This window comes from Pseudomonas sp. NY15437, assembly GCF_048068435.1.
In the GTDB taxonomy this organism is placed as follows: domain Bacteria; phylum Pseudomonadota; class Gammaproteobacteria; order Pseudomonadales; family Pseudomonadaceae; genus Pseudomonas; species Pseudomonas nitroreducens_B.
Genome location: NZ_JBLUQC010000001.1, coordinates 116,926 through 141,045, shown reverse-complemented (window position 1 = coordinate 141,045; position 24,120 = coordinate 116,926). Strand labels below are relative to the sequence as shown.

The window sequence follows — 24,120 nt, the reverse complement described above, 5'->3', positions numbered from 1 at the left end:
CGCCGGGAGCAGCGTCTAGTCTTCAGTGCTTCTCCCTGGACGACGCCCCCGATGCCGCTGCGCGTGCTGCTGATCTTCCTGTTCCTGTGCGTTGCCAGCGCGACACGGGCCGGGGAAGTGCTGCGCATCGCCGCCGACCGCTGGCCGCCCTATGCCGACCGCCAGTTGCTTGGCAACGGCGTGGCGGTGCACCTGGTGCAGACGGCGCTGCAGCGCGCCGGCTATGCCAGCGAATACATCGAGGTGCCCTGGCCGCGCGTGCTGCACGGGGTGGCCAATGGCGAATACGACCTGGTGGCGGACGCCTGGTATGCGCCCGAGCGCGAAGCCTTTGCCGTGTACTCCGAGCCGTATCTGGTCAACCGCGTGCGCCTGATCAAGCGCCGCGGCTCGCCGATCACCTTCAGCGAGCTGGCGGACCTCTACCCGTACCGCATCGCCATGGTGCGCGGCTACGCCTATTCCGACGCCTTCAACAATGACCCGAAGCTGCAGCGGGTGGCGGTGTTCAGCTTCGTCAACGCGGCGCTGATGCTGCAGGCCAGGCGCGTGGACCTGACCCTGGAAGACGAGATCACCGCCCGCGTGCACTTCAACGGCGACCTGGCCGAACTCAAGGACCAGCTGGAATTCCTGCCGGTGCCGCTGACCGAGAACGGCCTGCACATCCTGGTCGGCCGGCATGTGCCGAACCACGCGGCGATCATCACCGGGTTCAACAAGGCGATCCGCGAGATGCGCGAGGACGGCAGCTACGAGGCGCTGATGCGCGAGCATGGGTTGTAAGGCTTTTCGTAGGAGCGAGCTTGCTCGCGAATGGAGTCTCCCGGTGACAGCGGTGCCGTGCGGTTCGCGAGCAAGCTCGCTCCTACAGAGGCTGTGTGCTCAGGCCGTCTCGGCCTGTTCCGCGCCGATGTCCTTCTTCAGCAGGTGCGCCGCCAGGGTGCGCAGGGGCGTGAGCTGCCGGCAAATGAGTGCCAGTTGGGTCTGCACCAGACGGTGGGCGTCGTCCTGCTCCTCGGGCAGCTCTTCCAGGCGCTTGGCCAGGGCCTCTTCCGCGTCGCTGTAGATGTCCACCGGGCGCCGCTCGTTGAGGCGCGCGGCGATGTCGTCGAGGCTGTGGGTCAGGCGTTCGGCCGCCTCGGCGATGAGCTCGTCGTTGACGTCCGGCGGCAGCTGGTGGCGGTGCGCGCCGAGGGCGGAGAGGTAGCTGAGCAGGGTGTGCGAGAGCACCAGGAAGCGGAAGCCGATCTCCGCGTCCTTCCGGAAGTGGCCGGGCTCCAGCAGCATGTTCGACAGCGTGGTGGAGAGCGTCGCGTCGGCGTTGTGCGCATTGCGCCGGGCGGTGCGGTACGCCAGGTCGTCGCGCTTGCCGTTGGCGTACTGCTGCATGATCTCGCGCAGGTAGCGGCTGTTGCAGGCCAGGGTGCCGCCGACCAGCCGGTGCAGGCTGCGCCCCTGCCAGTCGGGCAGCACCAGGAACACCGCGATGCCGGCGATCACGGCGCCGAGCAGGGTATCGAACAGGCGCGGCAGGATCAGCCCGTAACCGTCGCCCACCTGGTTGAAGCAGAACAGCACCAGCAGCGTGATCGCCGCCGTCGCCAGGGTGTAGCGCGTGCTCCGCGTGGCGAAGAAGGCGACCCCCGCGACCACCGCCAGCAGTGACTGGATCAGCGGGTTGGGGAACAGGTCGATGAGTGCCCAGCCGGCCACCAGGCCGACCAGCGTGCCGAGGATCCGCTGCACCAGGCGGATGCGCGTGGCGCCATAGTTCGGCTGGCAGACGAACACCGTGGTGAGCATGATCCAGTAGCCCTGGGTCGGGTGGATCAGGTGCAGCACACCGTAGCCGGCGGCCAGCGCCAGCGACAGGCGCAGGGCATGGCGGAACAGCAGCGAGGTCGGCGAGATCTGCAGGCGGATGCGCTCCAGCGCATCCTTCAGGGAGCGCGGCGAGCGGTCCAGCAGGGTGCTGTCCTGCTCGTCGTCGAGCATGTCGGGGTTGCTCGCCCCCGTGAGCTTTCTATCCAGCGTGGTGAGGTTGGCCGCCAGCGCGCCGAGGGAGCGCAGCAGGCCGCGCCAGGCCGGGTTGCCCTGCTGGCGCAGGTAGTCCAGCGAGGCGTTGAGGTCGGCCAGGGCCAGTTCGCTGTCGTTGTAGTCGAACGGCTGGCGCAGCTGGATCGCCTTCGCCAGCGCCTTGCAGGCCTTGCCCTGCTGGTTGAGCAGACGCTGGCAGCGGAACAGCACGTCGCTGTGGAAGAAGGCCTCGGCCAGCTGGTTGTACGGATAGTGCGAGGAGCTGGCGCGTTCGTGGACGTCCTGGGCGATGAAGTAGAGCTTCAGGTAGCGGCTGATCTTCGGGCTCGGGCGCCCGTGGGACAGGCGCGCGAGGATGGTTTCCTTGGCCTGGTTGAGCGCCACCACGACCCGGCCATTCTGCCGCGCCAGGGCCAGGCGCTGGGCCTCGACGTCGAGCTGGCGCAGCGGCTCGAGCAGGGTCGACTTGATCTTCAGGTACTCGCCCAGCTCCAGGAACAGTTTGGCCAGGCTCTGCTGCACCGGCTGGTTGGCGAACAGCGCGTTCCACAGCACCGAAAGCAGGCCGTACCAGAGCGCGCCGGCGACCAGCAGCAGCGGCTCGCGCCAGAAGTCGGTGGGCGTGCCACCGCGCTGGTCGACGCCGATCATGGTGTAGATCGACAGGATCAGGGTCGCCGAAGCGATGGCGGCGTAGCGCTCGCCCAGGGCGCCGAGCAGCGTCATGGCGAAGGTCGAGAGCGCAAGGCCGGCGACGAACAGCGGCGGGTAGGGGAACAGCAGCTCCACGGCGAAGGCGGCGATGGTGAAGCACGCCAGGGTCACCAGCAGCGCCTGCAGCCGGCCCAGCCAGTGGTCGTCGGTTTCCGCCAGGGCGCTGGCGATGACGCCGAGGAACAGCGGGATCACCAGCGCCGGCTGCCCTTGCAGCCAGCAGGCGAGCATGACCCCGCTGAGGGCGACGAACACCCGCAGGCTGTAGGCGAACTTGTCCAGCGCCCAGAGGCGCCGCAGAGACTGGAGCAGAGGGGAGGAGAACATGCGCGTGCGGGACTTCCGTATGTCTGCTGCTCAGACTAGCGGAACGTCTGCCGCGCTGCTATCGCGAGCGCGACAGGTTGGATGTCGCCTGCGCAGGAGCGGCAGCGCGGGGCCAACCTGTAGGAGCGAGCTTGCTCGCGAACCGCCCCGTACTGGCGCTACCGGATAGCCCGTTCGCGAGCAAGCTCGCTCCTACAGGGCTACCTGATCGATCGCCTTGGGTGGGATCAGAGAATCCGCGCCTTGAACGAGCGACCCTTGATCTTGCCTTCGTTGAAGTGCTTCAGCGCCTGCTTGGCGGCGTCGCGTTCGACGGCGACGAAGGCCTGGAAGTCGAAGATGGCGATCTTGCCGACCTGCGTGCCCTTGAGGCCCGCATCGCCGGTCAGCGCACCGAGGATGTCGCCGGGGCGCAGCTTGTCCTTGCGCCCGCCGGCGATGGCCAGGGTGGTCATCGGCGGCAGCAGCGGGGCGTCGTTGGCCTTGAGGAAGTCGATGCGCTCCCAGTTCAGCGGCGCGCCCTGCAGGTCTTCGATGGCCTGGGCGCGGCTGGCCTCGGCCGGCGTCACCAGCGACAGCGCCAGGCCCTTCTCGCCGGCGCGGCCGCTGCGGCCGATGCGGTGCACGTGGACCTGCGCATCGCGCGACAGCTCTACGTTGATCACCGCTTCCAGCGCGGCGATGTCCAGCCCGCGCGCGGCCACGTCGGTGGCGACCAGCACGCTGCAACTGCGGTTGGCGAACATGGTCAGCACCTGGTCGCGCTCACGCTGCTCCAGGTCGCCGTGCAGGGCCAGGGCGGAAATCTTGCGCGCCGTGAGTTGCTCGACCACTTCCGTGCACTGCTGGCGGGTATGGCAGAAGGCGACGCACGACTGCGGGCGGAAATGCTGCAATAGACGCACGACGGCATCCAGGCGCTGCTTCGCATCGATCTCGTAGAAGTGCTGCTCGATCTGGCTGTCGTCGTGCAGCGCTTCCACTTCCACGCGCTCGGGGTTCTTCAGGAACTTCGCCGCCAGTTGGCCGATGCCCTCGGGGTACGTGGCGGAGAACAGCAGGGTCTGCCGACGCGCCGGCGCCTGGCCGATGATGTCGGCGATGCTGTCGTAGAAGCCCATGTCGAGCATGCGGTCGGCTTCGTCGAGCACCAGGGTGTTGAGGCCGTCGAGCTTCAGGGTGCCGCGGCGCAGGTGTTCCTGGATGCGCCCGGGCGTCCCTACCACGACGTGGGCGCCGTGCTCCAGCGAGCCGATCTGCGGGCCGAAGGGCACGCCGCCGCAGAGGGTCAGCACCTTGATGTTGTCGGCGGCCCGGGCCAGGCGGCGGATTTCCTTGGCCACCTGGTCGGCCAGCTCGCGGGTCGGGCACAGCACCAGCGCCTGGCAGCCGAAGTAGCGCGGATTCAGCGGGCTGAGCAGGCCGATGCCGAAGGCGGCGGTCTTGCCGCTGCCGGTCTTGGCCTGAGCGATGAGATCGCGGCCCTTGAGGATCGCCGGCAGCGCGGCGGCCTGGATCGGCGTCATCTCGCGGTAGCCGAGGGAGTCGAGGTTGGCCAGCAGGTCGGCCGACAGCGCGAGGCTGGAAAATGCAGAGGTGGTCACGAAGGGAGCCCGGGTGAATCCATATGGCCGCGCAGTGTAGCAGGAAGAGCACCCTCAGCAGGGCTGAGAAGCCGATATGGCAAGGGTTTGAGGCCACTCGTCCGAATTTCCCGAAGTGCCGATAAACGGTTTTTTCAAGAGATTCGCTTTCCGCGAATTTTTGTCGTAGAGTTCCCGGACTGTGTTTGCATGGGTCGCCGTCGATCGTGACCTGATGCGGTCGGTTATTCCACCCCGTCCTGCTCGACTCCTTGTAACTCCTTGCAACTCAGTTCCTGGCCATTCGTGGCTAATTTTCAAAATATGTTCCAAGGAGAACACCATGTCGAATCGTCAGAACGGCACCGTCAAGTGGTTCAACGAAACCAAAGGCTACGGCTTCATTACCCCGGAAAGCGGCCCGGACGTATTCGTTCACTTCCGCGCTATCGAAGGTAACGGCTTCAAGACCCTGGCCGAAGGCCAGAAAGTCAGCTTCGAAGTCGTGCAGGGCCAGAAAGGCATGCAGGCCGAGCGCGTACAGGTGATCAACTAAGATCCCCTGGCGTCAGCCAAAGAACCCCGGGTGGAAACATCCGGGGTTTTTTATTGCCTATGGCAATGCCACGTTACTGCCATCGAACTTCCGGAGCTGCCATCCATGCCTTTTTCCGCCTTTCGCCTGCTGTTCGCCGGCCTGCTCGTGTCCGGCAGCGCCGTGGCCGCCGACGCGCCTGCGCAGCCCACGACCTGGGGCTGGGTCGAGACGCTCACGCTGATGCCCGAGCAGGCGCCCCTCAAGGCCAAGCTGGATACCGGCGCGCAGACCTCGGTGATGGATGCGCGCAACATCACCCGGATCAAGAAGAACGGCGAGCGCTGGGTGCAGTACGACGTGATGCTCACCGACCCGGCCACCGGCAAGGAGCAGCGCCTGCCCTTCGAGCGGCGCGTCGAGCGCGTGCTCAAGTTCAAGACCGAGGGCGGCGTCGAGCGCAGCCCGGTGGTGCTGATGGACGTGTGCCTGGGCGGCAAGGTCTACCGCGAGCAGTTCACCCTGCGTGACCGCCAGACCCTGGACTACCCGGTACTGCTGGGGCGTCGCACCCTGGAACACCTGGGCGCGGTGGACGCTTCGAAGACCCAGACCGTCGCGCCCACCTGCAAGCCCTGATCAGTGCTCCTCCACGCCATGCTCCGGTTCGACCCGGCGTGGCGTGGTGCGGCCGTCTTCGGCGTTGAGCTGGAAGAAGATCGCCGCCGCCAGCATCGAGAGAATGCCGACGCTGAAGTAGGTGGCGTGGAAGGCTGACAGCACGTCGTCCTGCACGCTTTCCTGATCCCCCGTGAAGCCGCCCAGCAGCGCCGCCGCGCAGGCGATGCCCATGCCGATGGACAGCTGCATGACCACCGACAGCAGGCTGTTGCCGGCGCTGGCATTGTCGTCGCGCAGGTCGATCAGGGTCAGGGTGTTCATCGCGGTGAACTGCAGCGAGTTGATCCCGCCCAGCACCGCCAGTTGCACCAGCAGCAGGATGTACGAGGTGTTCTGGTCCACCAGCCCGAGGCTGGCGATCATCGCCCCCAGCAGCAGTGTGTTGCTCACCAGCAGCTTGCGGTAGCCGAACAGGTCCAGCAGCGGCCGGGCCAGCGACTTGATGACCATGGCCGACAGCGCCATCGGGATCATCGTCATCCCCGCTCGCGAGGGCGAGAAGCCCAGGCCGACCTGCAGCAGCAGCGGCGTGAGGAAGGGCAGGGAGCCGCTGCCCAGGCGCGCGAACAGGTTGCCCAGCACCCCCACGGCGAAGGTGCGGGTGCGGAACAGCGCCGGCGGGAACAGGGGCGCCTCGATGCGCAGCGCGCGCAGCCAGTACGCCGCCAGCAGTACCAGCCCGCCCACCAGCAGCAGGACCACGCGCACGTGGGGCATGTGCAGTTCGCCCAGGCCCTCCAGGGCGATGGTGATCAGCACCATGGCGCCGCCGAACAGCAAAAAGCCGATCGAGTCGAAGCGCGTTGCGCGTACGCCGCGCAGGTCCGGCATCAGGCGCAGGGCCACGATGAAGCCGACCAGGCCCACCGGCAGGTTGATCAGGAAGATCCAGTGCCAGCTGGCGTACTCCACCAGCCAGCCGCCCAGTGTCGGGCCGGCCAGCGGGCCGAGCAGGCCGGGGATGGTGACGAAGCTGAGGATGCGCACCAGGTCCGTGCGCGGGTACACGCGCAGGATCACCAGGCGCCCGACCGGCATCATCAGCGCGCCGCCGATCCCCTGCACCACGCGGGCAGCGACCAGGGTGCCGAGGCTGGTGGACAGCGCGCAGAGCAGCGAGCCCAGGCTGAACAGGAAGATCGCGAAGAGGAACACCCGGCGCGTGCCGAAGCGGTCGGAAATCCACCCGGAGGAGGGGATCAGCAGCGCCACGGTGAGCAGGTAGGCGATCACCACGCCCTGCATGCGCAGCGGGTCCTCTGCCAGGGAGCGGGCCATGCTCGGCAGCGCGGTGTTGAGGATGGTGCCGTCCAGGGCCTGCATGAAGAAGGCGATGGCCACCAGCCAGGGCAGCAGGCGGGCCACGCGGGGCGTGAGGATGAAGGGTTCGCTCATGGTCGGTCCGTCGGGCGGGGATGGCTCTAGCTTAGGGAAACTTTGGCGATTGCGGGAGAAATCGGTGCGCGTGAAGTACGACAGCGGCTGCGGATCCGTCCGATGTGATTGTTCCGAATGACCACGTCGCCCACGGCGCCGGGGAAGTTCCCCGGCACCACCGGTGAACGGCGTCGCGTGGCGGCGCTGTGAACGTACCGTGCTTTTCCCGGTTGTCGCCGGCCACCGCGGAACAACCCACCCGGCACCCGGTCGATATGGCGTCCGGTATTCCCTTGGAGCCAGCGATGTCCGTCAAACCCCGCGTCACTCTCGCACTGGCCGCCCTGCTGGCGGCTTCCTCCGCATTTGCCTTCAACCTGGGCGATGCCGCCAAGGCGGTGTCCGGCGCGACCGGCAACGACACCTCCCGCGTCGCCTCCACGCCGCAGACCAGCGGCCTGCTCGATGCCCTCACCGGCCAGCTCGGCGTCAGCGACGAACAGGCGCTCGGCGGCACCGGCGCACTGCTGGGCCTGGCGAAGAACAAGCTGAGCACCGCCGATTACTCACAACTGGCGAAGACCGTTCCCGGCCTCGACAAGCTCACCGGCAGCAACGCCCTGGGCGGCCTGGGCGGGCAGCTCGGCAACCTCGGCGGCGGCGCCGCAAGCGGCCTGCTGGGCAACGTCAGCAGCATGGGCGACGTGAACCAGGCCTTCGGCGCGCTGGGCATGGACCAGGGCATGACCGGCAAATTCTCCAGCGTGCTGCTCGATTACCTCGGCAAGCAGGGCCTGAACAGCAACCTCCTCGGCACCCTGGGCAGCCTCTGGGGCAGTGGCGCCTGATATCCGCCGGGCGGTGCGGAACCGCCGCACCGCGCCCCGGTCCTATCGACGATCCGGCTCCGCCCTGGGGCCGGACAACCGCTTTCCGGAGCCGTCGATGCCCACCCGTTCCGTCGTCTTCCTGGCCGCCTGCCTGGCCATTTCCCCCGTGTTCGCCGCCACCTTCACCGACACCAGCGAGCCAGTCGGGCAGACGCAGGAGGTGCCGCCAGCGGCCAACGTGTTGCTGGGCAACCTGACGCGGCAGCTGGGGGTGAGCGAGCAGCAGGCCATCGGCGGGACGGGCGCCCTGCTGGCCATGGCGATGAACAGCCTGAAGGACACCGACACCGCGCAGTTGCAGAAATCCCTGCCGAACCTCGACCAGCTCGCCGGCAACAGTTCGCTGGGCGACCTGGGCGGGGCGCTGGGCGGTTTCGGTGGGCTGGGCAACGCCGCGGCGCTGCTGGGCGGGATCAACAACCTGCAGGACGTCGACCAGATCTTCGGCGTGCTGGGCATGGACCAGTCGATGATCGGCCGCTTCGCCGGGGTGATCCTCGACTACTTCACCGAGCAGGGCCTGAGCAACCAGTTGCTGGGCACGCTCGGCGGACTCTGGGGCACGCCCAAGGCCCCGCTGACGCCGGCTGCGCCGGTCGCCGGGCGGGGCGCGTAGGGCGCGTCAGAACTCCTGGCGCAGCTGCTCGATGCGCGCGTCCTTCTGCTCCCACAACCGCGACACCCAGTTCTGCACGTACTGGCGGAATTCCGCGTCGTTCTCGTAGTCGCCCTGCCACAGCGCGGGATCGATTTCCCGTGCCTGGATGTCGACGATCACCCGCGGCACGCGCCCGCACAGCAGGTCCCAGAAGCCCGGGCGCGGGCCCTTGGGGTAGACCAGGGTGACGTCCAGCAGGGTATCGAGTTGCTCGCCCAGGGCGGCCAGCACGAAGGCCACGCCGCCGGCCTTGGGCCGCAGCAGGTTCTGGTAGGGCGACTGCTGCTGGGCCTGCTTGGCCGGGGTGAAGCGCGTGCCCTCGAGGTAGTTCACCACGGTCACCGGCATGCGCTTGAACTTCTCGCAGGCGGCCTTGGTGATTTCCAGGTCCTTGCCCTTGAGCTCCGGGTGCTTCTCCAGGAACGCCTTGCTGTAGCGCTTCATGAAGGGGTAGTCGAGCGCCCAGAAGGCCAGGCCGAGGAAGGGCACCCAGATCAGCTCCTTCTTGAGGAAGAACTTGAAATACGGCGTCTTGCGATTGAAGGCCTGCACCAGCGCGGGAATGTCGACCCAGGACTGGTGGTTGCTGATCACCAGGTAGGAGGTGTCGCCGCGTAGTTGCGCGCCGCCGCGGATGTCCCAGACGGTCGGGGTCATCAGGGCGAAGATGGCCTTGTCGATTTCCGCCCAGGTCTCGGCGATCCACATCACCCCGCGCGAGCAGGCGTCCTTCGCGGTCTGGCCGGGGACCACCAGCTTGAGCAGAGCGATCAGCATCATCGGCCCGATCAGGATGAGGGTGTTGAGCAACAGCAGGAGGCTGGCGATGACACCGGCCAGCGTTTGCAGGGGGCGTGCCCGCATGGATTACATTCCTTGTGCGACGGTGGCGCGGTCATGATACGCAGACAATGGTTCCGGCCCAAGCGGCGGGGATATGGCGAACCAATGGCTGCCGTGCTAGTCCTATGCGACGTATTCCACCCCCGGAGATTCCGCGTGAAACGCGCCCTCGCTCTGCTTTCGCTGCTCACCCTTGGCGCAGCGGTCCTGCCCGGCCTGGCACAGGCCGGCGACACCAAAACCTACGGCCGCTACGAATGGGTCAGCCTGCCCGAACTCGACCAGACCCTGCAGGCCAAGATGGACACCGGCGCCTACACCTCCTCGCTGTCGGCCAAGGACATCCAGATCTTCCAGCGCGACGGCGAGGACTGGGTGCGCTTCAAGCTGGCCACCAAGGACGGCGGCGACTCGGTGTACGAGCACAAGCTCGCACGCATCTCGAAGATCAAGAACCGCTCCGAAGGCGCCGGCGAGGACGACGAGGAAGAAGCCAGCCCCGGCCTCAGCCAGCGCCCGGTGATCGAGCTGCCGGTCTGCCTGGGCGGCGACCAGCGCACCATCGAGGTCAACCTCACCGACCGCAGCCACTTCAACTACCCGTTCCTCATGGGCGCCAAGGGCCTGCGCAAGTTCCACGTCGCGGTCGACGCGGGCGAGCGCTTCGTCGCCGGCAAGCCGGACTGCTCCTGATCCTCGATTGACGCGGCGCGGGGCATGATGGACCCTTCCGGGATTGTCCCGGGAATCGGAATCCCATGCCCCATATCCTCATCGTCGAAGATGAAGCCGCCATCGCCGACACGCTGCTCTACGCGCTGCAGGCCGAAGGTTTCCAGGCCACCTGGCTGAGCCTCGCCGGCCTCGCCCTGGAGCGCTTGCAGCGCGAACCCTTCGACCTGGTCATCCTCGACGTCGGCCTGCCCGACATCAGTGGCTTCGAGGCCTGCAAGCAACTGCGGCGCTTCTCCGAGGTGCCGGTGATCTTCCTCACCGCGCGCGACGCCGAGATCGACCGTGTGGTGGGCCTGGAGATCGGCGCCGACGACTACGTGGTCAAGCCTTTCAGCCCGCGCGAGGTCGCCGCACGGGTCAAGGCCATCCTCAAGCGCACTGCCCCGCGCGACGTCGCGGCCCAGGCTCCCGCCGGCAACGGCCCGTTCGAGGTGGATGAAGAGCGCGTCCAGATCCGCTACCACGGCCACGCGCTGGCCCTGACCCGTCACGAATTCCGCCTGCTGCAAACGCTGCTGGCGCGCCCCGAGCGGGTGTTCAGCCGCGAGCAGTTGCTCGACGCCCTGGGCGTCGCCGCCGATGCCGGCTACGAGCGCAACGTCGACAGCCACATCAAGAGCCTGCGCGCCAAGCTGCGCCAGGTCGCCCCGGCTGCCGAACCGATCCAGACCCACCGCGGCCTGGGCTACAGCTACGCGCCGGACAAGCGCTGATGCGTCTGTCGCTGCGGATCTTCCTGGTCTACTTCTTCTTCGTCGGGCTGACCGGCTGGTTCGTGCTGCGCACGGTGATGGACGAGATCCGCCCCGGCGTGCGCCAGTCCAGCGAAGAGACGCTGGTGGATACCGCCAACCTGCTGGCCGAAATCCTCCAGGCCGACGTGAAGCGCGGCACCCTCGACCAGAGCCAGCTGCCCGCCATGCTCCGCGCCTATGGCGCGCGCAGTCCGCAGGCGGACATCTGGGGTGTGAACAAGACCGCGGTGAACCACCGCATCTATGTCACCGACGCGCGCGGCATCGTCCTGCTGGATTCCCTCGGCCAGGCCGTTGGGCAGGACTACTCGCGCTGGAACGACGTCTACCGGACGCTCAGGGGCCAGTACGGTGCGCGCTCCAGCCGCGAGTCGGCGGACGACCCGGAGTCCTCGGTGATGTACGTCGCCGCGCCGATCCGCGATGGCGAGAAAATCATCGGCGTGGTCTCGGTGTCCAAGCCCAACCGCACCCTGCAGCCCTACATCGACCGCTCGCAGCGGCGCCTGGCCTGGCTCGGCGCCGGGCTGATCGTGCTCGGTCTGCTGGTGGGGGCGGGGCTGTCGTGGTGGCTGAGCCGCTCGCTGGATCGCCTGACCCGCTACGCCCAGGCCGTCAGCGAAGGCCGCCGCGCCGAGTTGCCGCGCTACCGGGGCGGCGAGATGGCGCAGCTGGCCGGCGCGGTGGAGCGCATGCGTGTGCAGCTGGAGGGCAAGGATTACGTCGAACGCTACGTGCATACCCTGACCCACGAACTGAAGAGCCCGCTGGCGGCGATCCGCGGCGCGGCGGAACTGCTCGAAGGCGAGATGCCCGCCGAGCAGCGCGCGCGCTTCGTCGGCAACATCGCCGGGGAGAGCGAGCGCCTGCAGCAACTGATCGAACGGCTGCTCAATCTCGCCCAGGTGGAACAGCGCCAGGGGCTGGAGGAACCGGTGCCGGTGGCCCTGCATGAGCTGGCGGACCAACTGGTCGACGAACGTCTGGCGCGGGTGCAGGGCGTGCGTCTGGAGAACGCCATTGCGCCCCAGGCGAGCGTGGTGGGCGAGCGCTTTCTGTTGCGCCAGGCGCTGGGCAACCTGCTGGACAACGCGCTGGACTTCACCCCGGCGGGCGGCCTGATCCGCTTCGACGCACAGCCCGAGGGCGACGGCTGGCGGATCGAGGTGTTCAACGAGGGCGACGCCATCCCGGCGTTCGCCCTGCCGCGCCTGACCGAGCGCTTTTACTCGCTGCCGCGGCCGGTCAGTGGACGCAAGAGCACTGGCCTCGGCCTGAATTTCGTCGCCGAGGTGGCGGCATTGCATGGCGGTGAGCTGCGGGTGGAGAACGTTGCGGGTGGCGTTCGCGCAAGCCTGCTCTTGCCTTTGTAGGAGCGAGCTTGCTCGCGAACAGCCCCAGCTACGGAGTTGGTTCGCGAGCAAGCTCGCTCCTACGAAAAGCGTCGCCGAGGTAGCGGTGCCGCATGGCGGTGAGTTGCGGGTGGAGAACGTCGCGGGTGGTGTTCGCGCAAGCTTGCTCTTGCCGTTGTAGGAGCGAGCTTGCTCGCGAACAGCCCCACTCTGGAGTTGGTTCGCGAGCAAGCTCGCTCCTACGAAAAGCCTCGCCGAGGTGGCGGTGCTGCATGGCGGTGAGTTGCCGGTGGGGCGGTGGGTTTGCTGCTTCCTGCGTAGAAGCAGCTGTCTTTTCCGGCACGTGCAGTGCCCCGCGCCTCCCCTCACCCCAGCCCTTTCCCGGCGGGAGAGGGGGCAGGCCGTGCCGGCTGAAGCCATATTTTCATCCTACGCCGAACGGTTCCCTCTCCCTCCGGGAGAGGGTTAGGGTGAGGGCCGATTGGAACGTCGAGCGACCTGCTGGCGGACGTTGTTCGCGGTAGGTCACCGCCGGCTCGCGGCCGCATCCGCTCTTATCCATCAAACGCCACACAAATCCCACATAGTCTCTACATTCCCGCCCAAGCGCCCCCACGCGAGGGGCGCAGGCTTGCTCCGTCGTCCAACCACGGAGAAGCCTTCGATGAATCGCCACCTCGGCCTCAAGCTCGGCGCCATCGCGCTGTTGATCGTCCTCTTGCTCATCCCCCTGCTGATGATCGACGGCCTCGTCGACGAGCGACAGAACTACCGCGACGAGGTCCTGCAGGACATCGCCCGCAGCGCCAGCTACAGCCAGCAGCTCACCGGCCCGCTGGTGGTGGTGCCCTACACCCGCACGATCCGCAGCTGGCGCCTGGACAAGGCGAGCCAGCAGCGCGTGCTGCAGGAGCGCGAGGTGCGCGGGCGGCTGTACTTCCTGCCGGAGGTCTTCAGCCTCGACGGACAGATGCGCACCGAGCTGCGCCATCGCGGCATCTACGAGGCGCGCCTGTACCATGTCGATGGCCAGGTCAGCGGCAGCTTCGTGCTGCCGGCCCACTACGGCATCACCAGCGACCTGGACAGCTACCGCTTCGACGACCCGCTGCTGGCCGTGGGGATCAGTGATGTGCGCGGCATCGAGAACGCGCCCAAGCTGAAGGTCGGTGACGAGCTGCGCGACTTCCAGCCGGGCACCCAGAGCCGGTTCCTCGGCAATGGCGTGCACGCGGTGCTGCCGTTCAAGGCCAGCGACCGCGAGCAGCGCTTCGACTACGCCTTCGAGCTCTCGCTGCTGGGCAGCAGCCGTCTGGACATCACCCCGGTGGGGCGCGACAGCCAGGTCAACCTGGTGTCGGACTGGCCGCACCCCAGCTTCGGTGGCGAGTTCCTGCCCACCGAACGCAGCATCAGCGACGCCGGCTTCAGTGCGCGCTGGCGCACCAGCTTCTTCGCCACCAATCTGGAGGACCAGCTGCGCGCCTGCACCGCGCCGGTTCGGGCCGACGTTGCCCGTGCGGTCGACGCGGTCGATCCGGATGCCGCCGGCGCCAGTTCCGCGCAGTGCAACGAGTTCGGCCAGCACCGCTTCGGCGTGGCGCTGGTGGACCCGGTGGACCAGTACCTGAAGACCGACCGGGCGGTGAAGTACGCGTTGCTGTTCATCGTCCTCACCTTCGCCGGCTTCTTCCTCTTCGAAGTGCTCAAGCGCCTGGCGGTGCACCCCATTCAGTACGCCCTGGTGGGCATGGCGCTGGCGCTGTTCTACCTGCTCCTGCTGTCGCTTAGCGAGCATGTCGGCTTCGAGCTGGCGTACCTGCTGTCCGCGGGCGCCTGCGTCGGGCTGATCGGCTTCTACCTCTGCCACGTGCTGCGCAGCCTGTGGCGCGGCGCCGGTTTCAGCCTGGGCCTGGCCGGGCTCTACGGGATGCTCTACGCGCTGCTCAGTGCCGAGGACTACGCCTTGCTGATGGGCTCGCTGCTGCTGTTCGGCGTGCTCGGCGGCGTGATGGTGCTGACCCGTCGCCTGGACTGGTACGGCATCGGCAAGCCCCGTGGCGATGACTTGGAGTTTTCCCTGGACGAGGTGCGCGTACAGCGCTGAGGAGACTGGAGATGCCGAACCTGATGCGTTTTTCCCTGAGCCTGTTCGTCGGCCTGCTGCTCAGCGGCCTGTGCCTGCCGGTGCTGATGCTGCTCGGCCGCTTCGACTGGATCGCCCTGCTGGTCGCCACCGGCAAGCCGCTGGCGCACCTGGCGTTGCTGCTGCCGGGCGAGCTGTGGACGCAGGTCACCGGCGTCGAGGACGCGTCGCACAACCCCCATGTGCGCTCCTTCCTGGAGATGTGCATGGGCGTGGCGCAGCTCGGCCTGTTGCTGGCGCTGCCGATCTACCGGCTGGGTAAGTCGTCATGAGTGCCTGGCGCGGATTGCGCGAGGAGCGCGAGCTGGGGCGGCGGCTGGCGCGGCGGATTGCCGGGTTGTTCGAGCAAGGGCCGGAGCGGCGCCCGGTGCGCGATGAGCGATTCCAGCGCGGGGTGGTGCGGCGGTCGGAGGCGCCCCGTGGCTTCTGGCACGGGGCTGTCCCCCTCACGCCAATCCTGGCGGCGCGCCCCGCTCAGGGGGAGAGTGAGCTGGGCGGTGCCGGCTGGCAGGTCTGGCAGCAACCGGCGCGACCTCAGGCGTGCTCGGCGTAGGATGGGTGGAGCGCAGCGATACCCATCGATGATTCAGGCCGGAACCGTGGCCTGCATCGACGGCCGCTGGCTGACCTCGGCGAACCATGTCGCCAGCTGCGGGTAGTCGGCGCGCCAGTCCCAGTGTGGCTGGCGGAAGTCCAGGTAGCCCAGGGCGCAGGCCACGCCGATGGCGGCGATGTCGAAGCGCCCGGCCAGTTCGGCATGGGCCGGGCCGTCGAAGTAGGCGAGGGTGCGGGTGATCTTCAGCTGCTGGTTTTCCAGCCATTGGTCCCAGTGCTTTTCCGCCGGGCGCATGGCGGTTTCGTAGCGGATCAGCACGGCGGCATCGAGCACCGCGTCGGCCAGCGAGGCCAGGGTGAGGCGCCGCCAGCGCGCCGCGCCCTCGCGGGGAATCAGCGGCTCGCCGTCGTGCTGCTGGTCGAGGTAGTCGAGGATCACCCGGCTGTCGTGCAGGGTCTGGCCGTCGGCCAGGCGCAGGGCGGGAATCTTGCCGGCGGGGTTGTCGTGCAGCACGCCGGCGTCCGGCGCGATGGGCGTGTGGACGGCGGCGTACAGCTCCACGCCGTCGACCTGGCCGGTTTCGTGCAGCAGGACCATGACCTTGCGCACGAAGGGCGAAGCGGCGGCGTGGAACAGGACGGGACGGGTACTCATCGACAGCAACTCCTGGGGTTCGGTCTTGGGTTCAATCGTGGATCAGCACCAGGCGGTCGGTGCCGGATTCGGCCCCCCACACCTCGCCGGGCCGGCCCGCCAGCTGGCGGACGTTGGCGTGGTCGTGGTCGCTGGGGAAGGCGGTGAACTGCTCGCTCTGCGGGTCGAAGCGCAGCAGCGCATTGCTGGCGAAGTCGCTCAGCCATACCTGGTCCATGGCATCGACATACAGCGCATAGGGCTGCGGATGATCGCCCGGCAGCTTCCAGGTTTTCCACTGGTTGTCGCTGGGGTCCAGGCGCGCGAGGCTGCCGGCGCTCCACTGGCTGACCCACAAGCGCCCCACGGAGTCGGCCCAGAGGCGGCGCTGCCCGGCGTCCTTGTTGGGGGCATCGACGGCGGTGGCGCTGCCTGCGATGCCGTCGACCTGGCCGATGTAGTTGCCCGCCAGGGAGGCGTACCAGATGCCGCCGTCCGGTGCCACGGCGATGCCGTACGGGCCCTTGCCGCGCGGCGCCGCCCACACCTTCAGGTCGCGACTGTCTGGATCGTAGCGGCCGTAGAAACCGTTCTGCCCGGTGAACCACAGCACGCCGTCGTCATCGAATACCGCAGTATTGAGGTTGGCGTTGGCCGCTTCCTTGGGTAGCGCGATGACTTCCACGCCCAGGCGCTGGGCGTCCACATGGACGATGGCGTTCTGCCCGCTGTCGGTGATCCAGGCGTCGCCGTTGCCGTCGGCGATCACGCCGTGGGGGCTGGAGCCCTTGCCCAGGCTGACCTGCTCGGTCTGCCCGGTCTGCGGGTCGAGCCGGCCAAGCACGCCGAGCTTCTGCGCGGTGTACCAGACCTTGCCGTCCTCGGTGGGCGCTACGTCGTGGGGGCCGGAGCCCTTGGGCAGATCGAAGTATTTCACCTGGGCGGCAGCGGCGCCGGTGGCCAGCAGCAGGCCGGCGAGCAGCAGGGGCAGGGCGCGAAGCATGGGGCTCTCCTTGGCAGAGTCCGGACGGTGATGAGACTGTACGCCGGTCAGTGTGGCCGACGAAATGAAGGAGAACCGCTTGTGACGACGATTTCCGTACGGGGGGCAGCCTGCCGCCAGGGTTCGCCGGTGAACGACGATGCCATCGGCTACACCGCGCAGGCGGCCTGGGTGCTCGATGGCGCGACCAGCCTCGGACGCGGCCTGGTGGGCGGCGACAGCGATGCACGCTGGCTGGCGCAGAGCGCCAATGCGCACCTGCAGCGGCTGCTGGAGGAGCAGCCGCATCGGCCCACGGACGATCTGCTGGCGCAATTGCAGGCGGGCATTGCCGCGGATTTCCAGCGCGACTCCGGCGTGGCGGTGAACCTGGATCTCAACCTGCCCACCGCGTGCCTGAGCCTGCTGCGCGTGCTGGGCGATGGTTCGCTGGAGCTGCTCAACCTCTGCGACACCTCCATCCACCTGGCCTGGGGCGACGGCCGCGTGGAGAGCTTCGGCGATACGCCGCTGGAAGAGATCGATCGCCAATCGGTGCAACGCCTGCTGGCGCTGCGCGAGGCGAACCCGGACTGGAGCCACGCGCAACTCTGGCAAGCCAGCCGCGAATGGGTGCGGCGCAATCGCGCACTGGCCAATACGCCGGAAGGCTACTGGTGCCTCGACCCGAGCGAACGCTGGATTCCCCATGTGCAGCGCCGGGTGCTCGACCCGGCGGGGCTGAGGGCCTTCATGCTGGTGAGCGATGGTTTCGACCGGCTGCTGGACTTCCGCCGCTATGACCTGGATGCGCTGTTCGCGGCCCTGCCCGAGCGCGGGGTGGAAGCATTGATCGACGAATTGCGCGCGCTGGAAGGCGCCGACGACCAGGCGCTGGCCTATCCGCGCCTGAAGATCCATGACGATGCGAGCGTGGTGTGGGGAGAGGTGACGGTGGGCGTTGCGTAGGAGCGGACTCCGTCCGCGATGGCATCCGGCGCGATGCCGGCCTATCGCGGACAAGGTCCGCTCCTACGCCCCCTGAAACACCGGAGCGGGCTGCTCCACTGTAGGGGCGACTGTCTTCATCTGAAAATCCGTGCCTGTGTTTCCCTCTCCCTAACCCTCTCCCTGAAGGGAGAGGGGACCGATCGGTGCAGGAGGAATCCATGACGTCAGCCGGCACGGACAGCTCCCTCTCCCTTCGGAGCGGGGCGTGCAGCCAGGGCGGGGGAGAGGGCAGCCCCCGCGCGATATCTCAGGAACGTAGGGCGGATAACGCTGGCGCGTTATGCGCCCCACGAGCCTACGTTCCCGGAACACCGGAGCGGGGTGCTCCTGTAGGAGCGGGCCATGCCCACGACCGCGCGCAGGGCGCGCTCCTACAGGTATCTCCTGGCCGTCAGAACTTGTAGTTGACGCTCGCCACCACGTTGCGACGGTCGCCGTAGTAGCAGTAGAAGCCGTCGCAGGTGGAGATGTATTCCTTGTCGAATACGTTGTTGGCATTGAGCGCGACGTTCAGGCCGTCGAGGCTGTTGTCCAGGCGGCCGAGGTCGTAGTGCACCGCGGCGTCGTAGAGGGTGTAGGAACCGGTATCGCCGTCGGACTTGTCGCGAACGTAGCCCATGCTGCCGATGGCGATGTTGTGGGTCTCGCCGACGTAGCGGGTACCGAAGCCCAGGCCGAAGCCGTCGAGCAGGCCGTCGTGCCAGGTGTAGTCGGCCCACAGCGAGGCCTGGTTCTCCGGCGTGAGCGGCAACGGACGGTTCTTGTCCAGCGGGTTGGCGACCTTGGTCATCTTGCTGTTGGCGTAGGTGTAGGCGGCGGTCACCTTGAGGTTCTCCGTGACGTTGCCCACCGCTTCCAGCTCGAAGCCGCGCACCTGCGCCTCGCCCACCGGGCGGCTGATGAAGTCGCTGCCGGTGAGGACGATGTTCTTGCGGGTCAGGTCGTAGACCGCGGCGCTGAGCATCAGGTCGGTGCCCACCGGCTGGTACTTCACGCCCAGCTCGTATTGCTTGCCGGTGCTGGGCTCGAAGGCCGCGCCGTTGGTGCCGCCGGCCTCGGTCTGGAATGACTCGGCGTAGGACACATAGGGCGCCACGCCATTCTCGAACACATAGCTGAGCGCCGCGTTGCCGCTGAACTGGCTGTCGCGGCGGGTATCGGTGGCGCCGCCGGCGTTGTAGAACTTCGAGCCGGTGTGCGCCCAGTCCTGGCGGCCGCCGAGGGTCAGGCGCCAGTTGTCGAGGGCGATCTGGTCCTGGGCGTAGAGGCCGGTGTCGCGCATCTTCTGGTTGTAGTCGTTGTACGCGGTGTAGACGACGTTGCTGAAGTCCTGGCCGTAGATCGGCTTGCTGATGTTGCTGGCCGGCGCGGTGCCGTACAGCCATTGGTAGTTGGTATTGGCGCGCTGGTGATCCAGGCCCAGCAGCAGGGTGTGCTGCAGCGGACCGGTGGCGAAATCGGCCTGCAGGTTGTTGTCGATGGCGAACTGGCTGATGTCCTCGTTCACCACGTTGGCGCCACGGGCCAGGGTGCCGTCGTCGCTGACCGAGGTGGCGGTGCCGCCGGCGGTGATGCCCTGGAACGACAGGTCGCTCTTGGTGTAGCGCAGGTTCTGGCGGAATTGCCAGACGTCGTTGATGCGGTGCTCGAAGGCATACCCCAGGGCGTAGTAGGTCTTGTCGTAGAACTCCCAGTCCGGGTCGCCGAGGTTCTTGTGGTAGCGCACCTCGCCCGCCGGGGTGGACAACTTGGTGCCCTGCAGCGGCAGGAACTGGCTGGTGATGCCGGTATCGTCGCGGTTGAACTGCGAGAGGAAGGTCAGCTTGGTGTCGTCGTCGACGTTCCAGGTCAGGCTCGGCGCGATGTTGTAGCGCTTGTTGTCGACGTGTTCGACCTGGGTGTTGCTGTCGCGCACCACGCCGCTGACGCGGTACAGCAGGTTGCCGGCGTCGTCGACCTTGCCGGTGCTGTCGAAGGCGATCTGCTTGTGCTCGTAGCTGCCGACCTGCAGCTGCACTTCATTGCTGCTCTGCGCTTCCGGGCGGCGACTGGTCATGTCCAGCAGGCCGCCGGGCGGGGTCTGGCCGTACAGCGAGGATGCCGGGCCGCGCAGCAGGGCGACGCGCTCCAGGTCCCAGGTTTCCAGCTTGGGCATGACGTACGCGCCCTTGGGCAGCGGCAGGCCGTCGAGGAACTGGGTCGGTTCGAAGCCGCGTACCTTGAGCCACTCGGCACGGGTGTCGTTGCCGTAGCTGCTGGCGATCACACCGGGCATGTAGCGCACCGCGTCGTCCAGGCTCTGCACGTTGCGGTCCTGCATCTGCTCGCGGGTGGCGACGGAGATGGAGCGCGGCGCTTCCAGCAGCGGGGTGTCGGTCTTGGTGCCGGCGCGGGTGCGGGTGGCCAGGTAGCCCACCGCCGGGCCGTCCGGGTCTTCCTGGGTGGCGCTGATGGTGGTGGCGGACATCGACAGGGTGTCGCTCGGTGCCGGGTGCAGGCTGAAGCTGCCCGATGCGTTTTCCACCAGTTCCAGCCCGCTGCCCTGCAGTGCCTGGCGCAGCGCGCCGGCGCCGTCGAAGCGGCCTTGCACGGCGTGCGCGTTGCGGCCCTGGGCCAGCGCCGGGTCCAGGCTCAGCGTCATGCCGGCTTCGGCGGCAATGCGGTTGAGCGTACCGGCCAACGGGCCGGCGGGCAGTTGGTAGTCACGCACGGTTTCGGCGGCGATGGCCGACGAGGTGGCCAGCAGGATGGCGGTGGCCAGCAGGCAGGGGCGGAGGGACAGTTCGAACGGGCGGCGCATTGAAAACGACTCCTACGGTTCTCGATGCCTCCTTGCCGAACGAGAATGGAAAAGTGATAGGGCGGAGTGAAAATTTTTTCCAGAGGTACCCAGTGGTTGCGGAGAACGGCTTTTCGTAGGAGCGAGCTTGCTCGCGAACCCTTGATGTCGGCGTCGCTGGGCAGGTTCGTTCGCGAGCAAGCTCGCTCCTACAGGCTGTATCTCAGCCGCGCGGCACCACGCGGGACCACCACCGCCCGTGCTTCTCGATGCGCACCGGCAGCGTGGGTTCCAGTGCGCCGAGCGCCAGGTCGATGTTCGTCAGCGGGAAGCTGCCGGTGATGCGCAGGTCCGCCAGTGCCGGGTCCAGCGTCAGGTAGCCGGGGCTGTAGCGCGCCAGTTGGTCGATCAGGTCGGCCAGGCGCACGTTGTCCACCACCAGCATGCCGCGGGTCCAGGCATCGACGCCGGCACGGTTGGGCGCCACTGCGTCGAAGCCGTCGGCGCGCATGCGCACCTGCTGGCCCTGCGGGATCACGCGTTCGTCCGGCAGCTGCGCGGGCCGCGCGGCCACGGCGGATTGCAGGACACTCAGCCGCGTTCCGTCGCCCTCGTCGCGCTCCACCAAAAAGCGCGTGCCGAGGGCGCGCAGCCGCCCGTCGTCGGTTTCGACGAGGAACGGTCGGCTGTCGCCATGGGCGGTCTCCACCAGGATTTCGCCGCTGAGCAGGACGATGCGCCGTTGCGTGGCGTCGAAGCGCACGTCGACGGCGGTGCGGCTGTCCAGCTTCAACAATGTGTTGTCCGGCAGGCGCAGCTCGCGTTGCTCGCCGGTGGCGGTGACGAGGTCGGCGAAGGCATAGCGCACCGGCAGGTAGCGGTTGCCGATACCCAGCGCCAGCGCGCCGACCAGGAGCAGGCTCAAGCCGGTGCCGGCCAGGCGGCGGACCTTGCGCCGCGACTCGCCCGGCGAGCGCAACAGGGCGTTGCGCGCGGCCTTGGGCGCGGCGCCGGCGAGGCGGCGGTCGAGCATGCCCAGCTGGCTCCAGGCACGGGCGTGTTCACTGTGCGCCGCGTGCCAGCGGGCGAACGCGGCTTCGTCATCCGCGCGCGATTCGCCCGAGCCCAGGCGCAGTTGCCAGCCGATCGCCTCGTCCAGCACCCGCAGGGAAACCGGTCCTTTCACGTCGGCTCGCCGTACAGCGCGATGTAGCACTGGCGCAGGCCCTGGGCGATGTACTGGCGCACGCGCGACACGGATACGCCCAGTTGCTCGGCGATCTCGGCGTGGCCCAGGCCGTCCAGGCGGTTGAGCAGGAAGGCGCTGCGCGCGCGGGTGGACAACGTGCCCAGCAGGCGGTCGATCTCGCGCAGGTCGGCCAGGATCAGGCAGTGCTCCTCGGCGGAGGGTTGCACGGCTTCGGGCAGGCATTTCAGCGCGTCGAGGTAGGCCTGCTCCAGCGCCACGCGGCGCCAGTGGTCCACCAGGATGCCCTTGGCGACCGTCACCAGGAAGGCACGCGGTTCGCGCAGGGAGGGCAGCTCGCGGCGGCCGAGCACCCGCACGAAGGTGTCCTGGCTGAGGTCTTCGGCGCGCTGCGGACACCCCAGGCTGCGGTTCAGCCAGGCAGTCAGCCAGTCGCGGTGATCGCGATACAAAGCGCCAACGAGTTCGCCGCTACCCATCTGGATGGCCGACACGCTACTCCCCCAATGACCCAAATGGGATCAAGTTCAAAAACGATAACTATTCGCAAATGATCGCAAAGTGCAGTCACGCACGCAATCGGCACCCGTCGGCTTGACCGCCGGTCGCCGGGTTTTCGCGGCCGTTCTACACTCGAGCGACCTGTTTCGCGGAAAACCTCGCCATGTCCGACCCCGTGCTGATCATCGGTTCCTTCCTTTCGCCCTACGTGCGCAAGGCGCTGGTGCTGCTGGAAATGAAGGGCGTGGACTACCGCGTCGACTCCGTCGTGCCGTTCTTCGGCAACGAGGCGTTCGAGCGCCTGAGTCCGCTGCGCCAGGTGCCGGTGCTGGTGGATGGCGAACTGGTGCTCAACGACTCCTCGGTGATCTGCCAGTACCTGGAGGAACGTTATCCACAGCCCGCGTTGTACCCTGCGGACATCGCCGAGCGTGCCCGTGCGCGCTGGATCGAGGAATTTGCCGACAGCCGCATGGGCCAGGTGGTGATCTGGCAATTGTTCGACCAGCTGGTGATCGGCCGCGGCGTCTGGGGCCGCGAGCCGGACGCGGCGCTGCTGGAGAAGACCTACCAGCACGACCTGCCGGCCGTGTTCGAATACCTGGAGGCGCAGTGGCCGGCCAGCGGCTGGTTGTTCGGCGAGTTGTCCATTGCCGACATCAGCGTCGCCTGTTTCATGCGCAATGCGCAGTTCGCCCGCTACCCGCTGGACGCCCAGCGCTGGCCGAAACTGGCAGCGATGCTGGAAAGCGCCTTCGCCTTGCCAGCCTTCCAGAAGCTGCATCGATTCGAGCTGGCCATCGCCCGCACACCCATCCTTCAGCAGCGCGAGGCGCTGATTGCCGCGGGCGCGCCGGTCAGCGACGTCAGCCTGATGCGCGAACAACCGGTGCGCGGGCCGATGAGCCGCAGCTGATCAGGCCTCCTGCAAAAAGCGCCAGAGCCGCTGCGCCACCGGGCCGTGGGCACGGTCGCGCAGGCGCGCGGCGACCCATTCCTCGCGGCGGCCGGGCAACTGCGGGCCGCTGAGATCCTGCAGGCGGCCGGCGGCCAATTCTTCTTCGATCAGGTGGCGCGGCAGGTGGCCCCAGGCCAGGCCATGCAGCACCAGTTCCTTCTTCATGGCCTGGTCCGGCACCGTGCATTGCGGGGCGCCGTCGAGGGTGAAGTAGTCCACCGGCGGCGAATGCCGGGCGCTGTCGCGCATGACGCACTGGGTGAGCGCGCGCAGTTGCGCAGGGCCGATGTCCCGCCTGCCCGCCAGCAATGTCGGGGCGATCACCGGGAGGAAGTCCACGCTGCCCATGTCCAGCCATTCCAGTCGCGGGTCGGCCTTGTCCACGCGGTGCAGGATCAGTTCGGCGTCGCCATCGAGCAGCCGCTCCAGCGGCCCGCTGACGCTTTCGAAGTACAGCTGCAGGCGGGTGTGCGGCTGCGTGGCAAAGAAGCGCGCGAGTTTTTCCAGCAGGGCGGGGCGCGGGCAGAAGTCGCCGAGCACCACGCGCAATGCGCTCTCCTCGCCGGCGGCCAGGTGCGCGGCGTGGTCGCGCAGATGGCCCAGTTCGCGCAGCAGGCCCTGGGCGCGGCGGTGGAAGGATTCGCCAGCGGCAGTCAGGGCGACGCGGTAGCCGCTGCGGTCCAGCAGCTCGACGCCGAGCTGCCGCTCCAGCCGGGCGATAGCGGCGAACACCGCTGGGTGCGAGCGGTGCAGACGCTGGGCGGCGGCCTGGAAGCCGCCGGATTCGACCACGGCGTCGAAGCACTGCAGGTCGTGCAGGGTGAAATCGTGCATGTCAGCTTTCCTGACAGAGATCG

General features: G+C 67.8%; 22 protein-coding genes. 12 read left to right on the top strand and 10 right to left on the bottom strand.

What is annotated here, in order from left to right; translation table 11 throughout:
* Nucleotides 1-51: 51 nt before the first annotated feature.
* Nucleotides 52-786, top strand: coding sequence for a substrate-binding periplasmic protein (locus ACNFIA_RS00660; protein ID WP_416782543.1), 735 nt, complete (start codon nt 52-54; stop codon nt 784-786).
* A gap of 99 nt (nt 787-885) precedes the next feature.
* Here ACNFIA_RS00660 and yccS read toward each other — a convergent pair whose 3' ends face one another.
* Complete coding sequence (yccS, locus tag ACNFIA_RS00655) at nt 886-3,081, bottom strand: YccS family putative transporter (RefSeq protein WP_416782542.1); 2,196 nt, start codon at nt 3,079-3,081, stop codon at nt 886-888.
* Between the two features lie 227 nt (nt 3,082-3,308).
* Nucleotides 3,309-4,685 (bottom strand): ATP-dependent RNA helicase DbpA, encoded by a 1,377-nt coding sequence (gene dbpA / locus ACNFIA_RS00650; RefSeq protein ID WP_259758888.1) that lies wholly within the window; start codon nt 4,683-4,685, stop codon nt 3,309-3,311.
* A gap of 322 nt (nt 4,686-5,007) precedes the next feature.
* Between dbpA and ACNFIA_RS00645 the strand changes: the two genes are divergently transcribed.
* Nucleotides 5,008-5,220 (top strand): cold-shock protein, encoded by a 213-nt coding sequence (locus ACNFIA_RS00645; protein ID WP_015475193.1) that lies wholly within the window; start codon nt 5,008-5,010, stop codon nt 5,218-5,220.
* Between the two features lie 105 nt (nt 5,221-5,325).
* Nucleotides 5,326-5,838, top strand: a complete 513-nt coding sequence (locus ACNFIA_RS00640) for an ATP-dependent zinc protease (protein WP_259758889.1) — start codon at nt 5,326-5,328, stop codon at nt 5,836-5,838.
* Here the strand turns inward: ACNFIA_RS00640 and mdtD are convergent, their stop codons facing one another.
* The gene (gene mdtD / locus ACNFIA_RS00635) at nt 5,839-7,275 is read right to left on the bottom strand and encodes a multidrug transporter subunit MdtD (RefSeq protein WP_259758891.1); all 1,437 of its coding nucleotides are present in this window, start codon (nt 7,273-7,275) and stop codon (nt 5,839-5,841) included.
* A gap of 287 nt (nt 7,276-7,562) precedes the next feature.
* Here mdtD and ACNFIA_RS00630 point away from each other — a divergent pair, with 287 nt between their 5' ends.
* Both ACNFIA_RS00630 and ACNFIA_RS00625 read left to right on the top strand, forming a co-directional pair.
* Complete coding sequence (locus ACNFIA_RS00630; RefSeq protein WP_259758893.1) at nt 7,563-8,105, top strand: DUF2780 domain-containing protein; 543 nt, start codon at nt 7,563-7,565, stop codon at nt 8,103-8,105.
* A gap of 97 nt (nt 8,106-8,202) precedes the next feature.
* The gene (locus ACNFIA_RS00625; protein ID WP_259758895.1) at nt 8,203-8,763 is read left to right on the top strand and encodes a DUF2780 domain-containing protein; all 561 of its coding nucleotides are present in this window, start codon (nt 8,203-8,205) and stop codon (nt 8,761-8,763) included.
* A 6-nt stretch (nt 8,764-8,769) separates the two neighbouring features.
* Here ACNFIA_RS00625 and ACNFIA_RS00620 read toward each other — a convergent pair whose 3' ends face one another.
* Nucleotides 8,770-9,669, bottom strand: coding sequence for an acyltransferase (locus ACNFIA_RS00620; RefSeq protein WP_259758897.1), 900 nt, complete (start codon nt 9,667-9,669; stop codon nt 8,770-8,772).
* Between the two features lie 135 nt (nt 9,670-9,804).
* Between ACNFIA_RS00620 and ACNFIA_RS00615 the strand changes: the two genes are divergently transcribed.
* The 5 genes from ACNFIA_RS00615 to ACNFIA_RS00595 all read left to right on the top strand — a co-directional run bounded on the left by ACNFIA_RS00615 (nt 9,805) and on the right by ACNFIA_RS00595 (nt 14,908).
* Nucleotides 9,805-10,341, top strand: coding sequence for an ATP-dependent zinc protease (locus tag ACNFIA_RS00615; RefSeq protein WP_416782541.1), 537 nt, complete (start codon nt 9,805-9,807; stop codon nt 10,339-10,341).
* 65 nt (nt 10,342-10,406) lie between these two features.
* On the top strand, nt 10,407-11,096 hold the full coding sequence (gene creB / locus ACNFIA_RS00610; protein ID WP_416782540.1) for a two-component system response regulator CreB: 690 nt from the start codon (nt 10,407-10,409) through the stop codon (nt 11,094-11,096).
* Nucleotides 11,096-12,511: a two-component system sensor histidine kinase CreC gene (creC, locus tag ACNFIA_RS00605; protein ID WP_416782539.1), complete on the top strand. Its 1,416-nt coding sequence runs from the start codon at nt 11,096-11,098 to the stop codon at nt 12,509-12,511. The genes creB and creC overlap by 1 nt, the downstream gene beginning before the upstream one ends.
* A gap of 643 nt (nt 12,512-13,154) precedes the next feature.
* Nucleotides 13,155-14,597: a cell envelope integrity protein CreD gene (gene creD, locus ACNFIA_RS00600; RefSeq protein ID WP_416782538.1), complete on the top strand. Its 1,443-nt coding sequence runs from the start codon at nt 13,155-13,157 to the stop codon at nt 14,595-14,597.
* A gap of 11 nt (nt 14,598-14,608) precedes the next feature.
* On the top strand, nt 14,609-14,908 hold the full coding sequence (locus ACNFIA_RS00595; protein WP_416782537.1) for a hypothetical protein: 300 nt from the start codon (nt 14,609-14,611) through the stop codon (nt 14,906-14,908).
* 314 nt (nt 14,909-15,222) lie between these two features.
* Here ACNFIA_RS00595 and ACNFIA_RS00590 read toward each other — a convergent pair whose 3' ends face one another.
* A complete protein-coding gene (locus tag ACNFIA_RS00590) occupies nt 15,223-15,846 on the bottom strand; it encodes a glutathione S-transferase family protein (RefSeq protein ID WP_416782536.1) in 624 nt (207 codons plus the stop codon).
* A 31-nt stretch (nt 15,847-15,877) separates the two neighbouring features.
* Entirely contained in the window at nt 15,878-16,828 is a 951-nt protein-coding gene (locus tag ACNFIA_RS00585) for a lyase (protein WP_416782535.1), read from the bottom strand.
* A gap of 81 nt (nt 16,829-16,909) precedes the next feature.
* Here ACNFIA_RS00585 and ACNFIA_RS00580 point away from each other — a divergent pair, with 81 nt between their 5' ends.
* Nucleotides 16,910-17,776 carry a protein phosphatase 2C domain-containing protein gene (locus ACNFIA_RS00580; RefSeq protein WP_416782534.1) on the top strand — a complete coding sequence of 289 codons (867 nt, stop codon included), beginning with the start codon at nt 16,910-16,912 and terminating at the stop codon, nt 17,774-17,776.
* 433 nt (nt 17,777-18,209) lie between these two features.
* Here the strand turns inward: ACNFIA_RS00580 and ACNFIA_RS00575 are convergent, their stop codons facing one another.
* The 3 genes from ACNFIA_RS00575 to ACNFIA_RS00565 form a co-directional block, all read right to left on the bottom strand.
* A complete protein-coding gene (locus tag ACNFIA_RS00575) occupies nt 18,210-20,618 on the bottom strand; it encodes a TonB-dependent siderophore receptor (protein ID WP_416782533.1) in 2,409 nt (802 codons plus the stop codon).
* 202 nt (nt 20,619-20,820) lie between these two features.
* Nucleotides 20,821-21,783 carry a FecR domain-containing protein gene (locus ACNFIA_RS00570; protein ID WP_416782532.1) on the bottom strand — a complete coding sequence of 321 codons (963 nt, stop codon included), beginning with the start codon at nt 21,781-21,783 and terminating at the stop codon, nt 20,821-20,823.
* Nucleotides 21,780-22,283 carry an RNA polymerase sigma factor gene (locus ACNFIA_RS00565; protein ID WP_416782989.1) on the bottom strand — a complete coding sequence of 168 codons (504 nt, stop codon included), beginning with the start codon at nt 22,281-22,283 and terminating at the stop codon, nt 21,780-21,782. The genes ACNFIA_RS00570 and ACNFIA_RS00565 overlap by 4 nt, the downstream gene beginning before the upstream one ends.
* A 185-nt stretch (nt 22,284-22,468) precedes the next feature.
* Here ACNFIA_RS00565 and ACNFIA_RS00560 point away from each other — a divergent pair, with 185 nt between their 5' ends.
* Nucleotides 22,469-23,221: a glutathione S-transferase family protein gene (locus ACNFIA_RS00560; protein WP_416782531.1), complete on the top strand. Its 753-nt coding sequence runs from the start codon at nt 22,469-22,471 to the stop codon at nt 23,219-23,221.
* On the opposite strand, the gene ACNFIA_RS00555 is transcribed toward ACNFIA_RS00560, so the two are convergent.
* Entirely contained in the window at nt 23,222-24,097 is an 876-nt protein-coding gene (locus ACNFIA_RS00555) for a LysR family transcriptional regulator (RefSeq protein ID WP_416782530.1), read from the bottom strand. It lies immediately after the preceding gene.
* Nucleotides 24,098-24,120 lie beyond the last annotated feature (23 nt).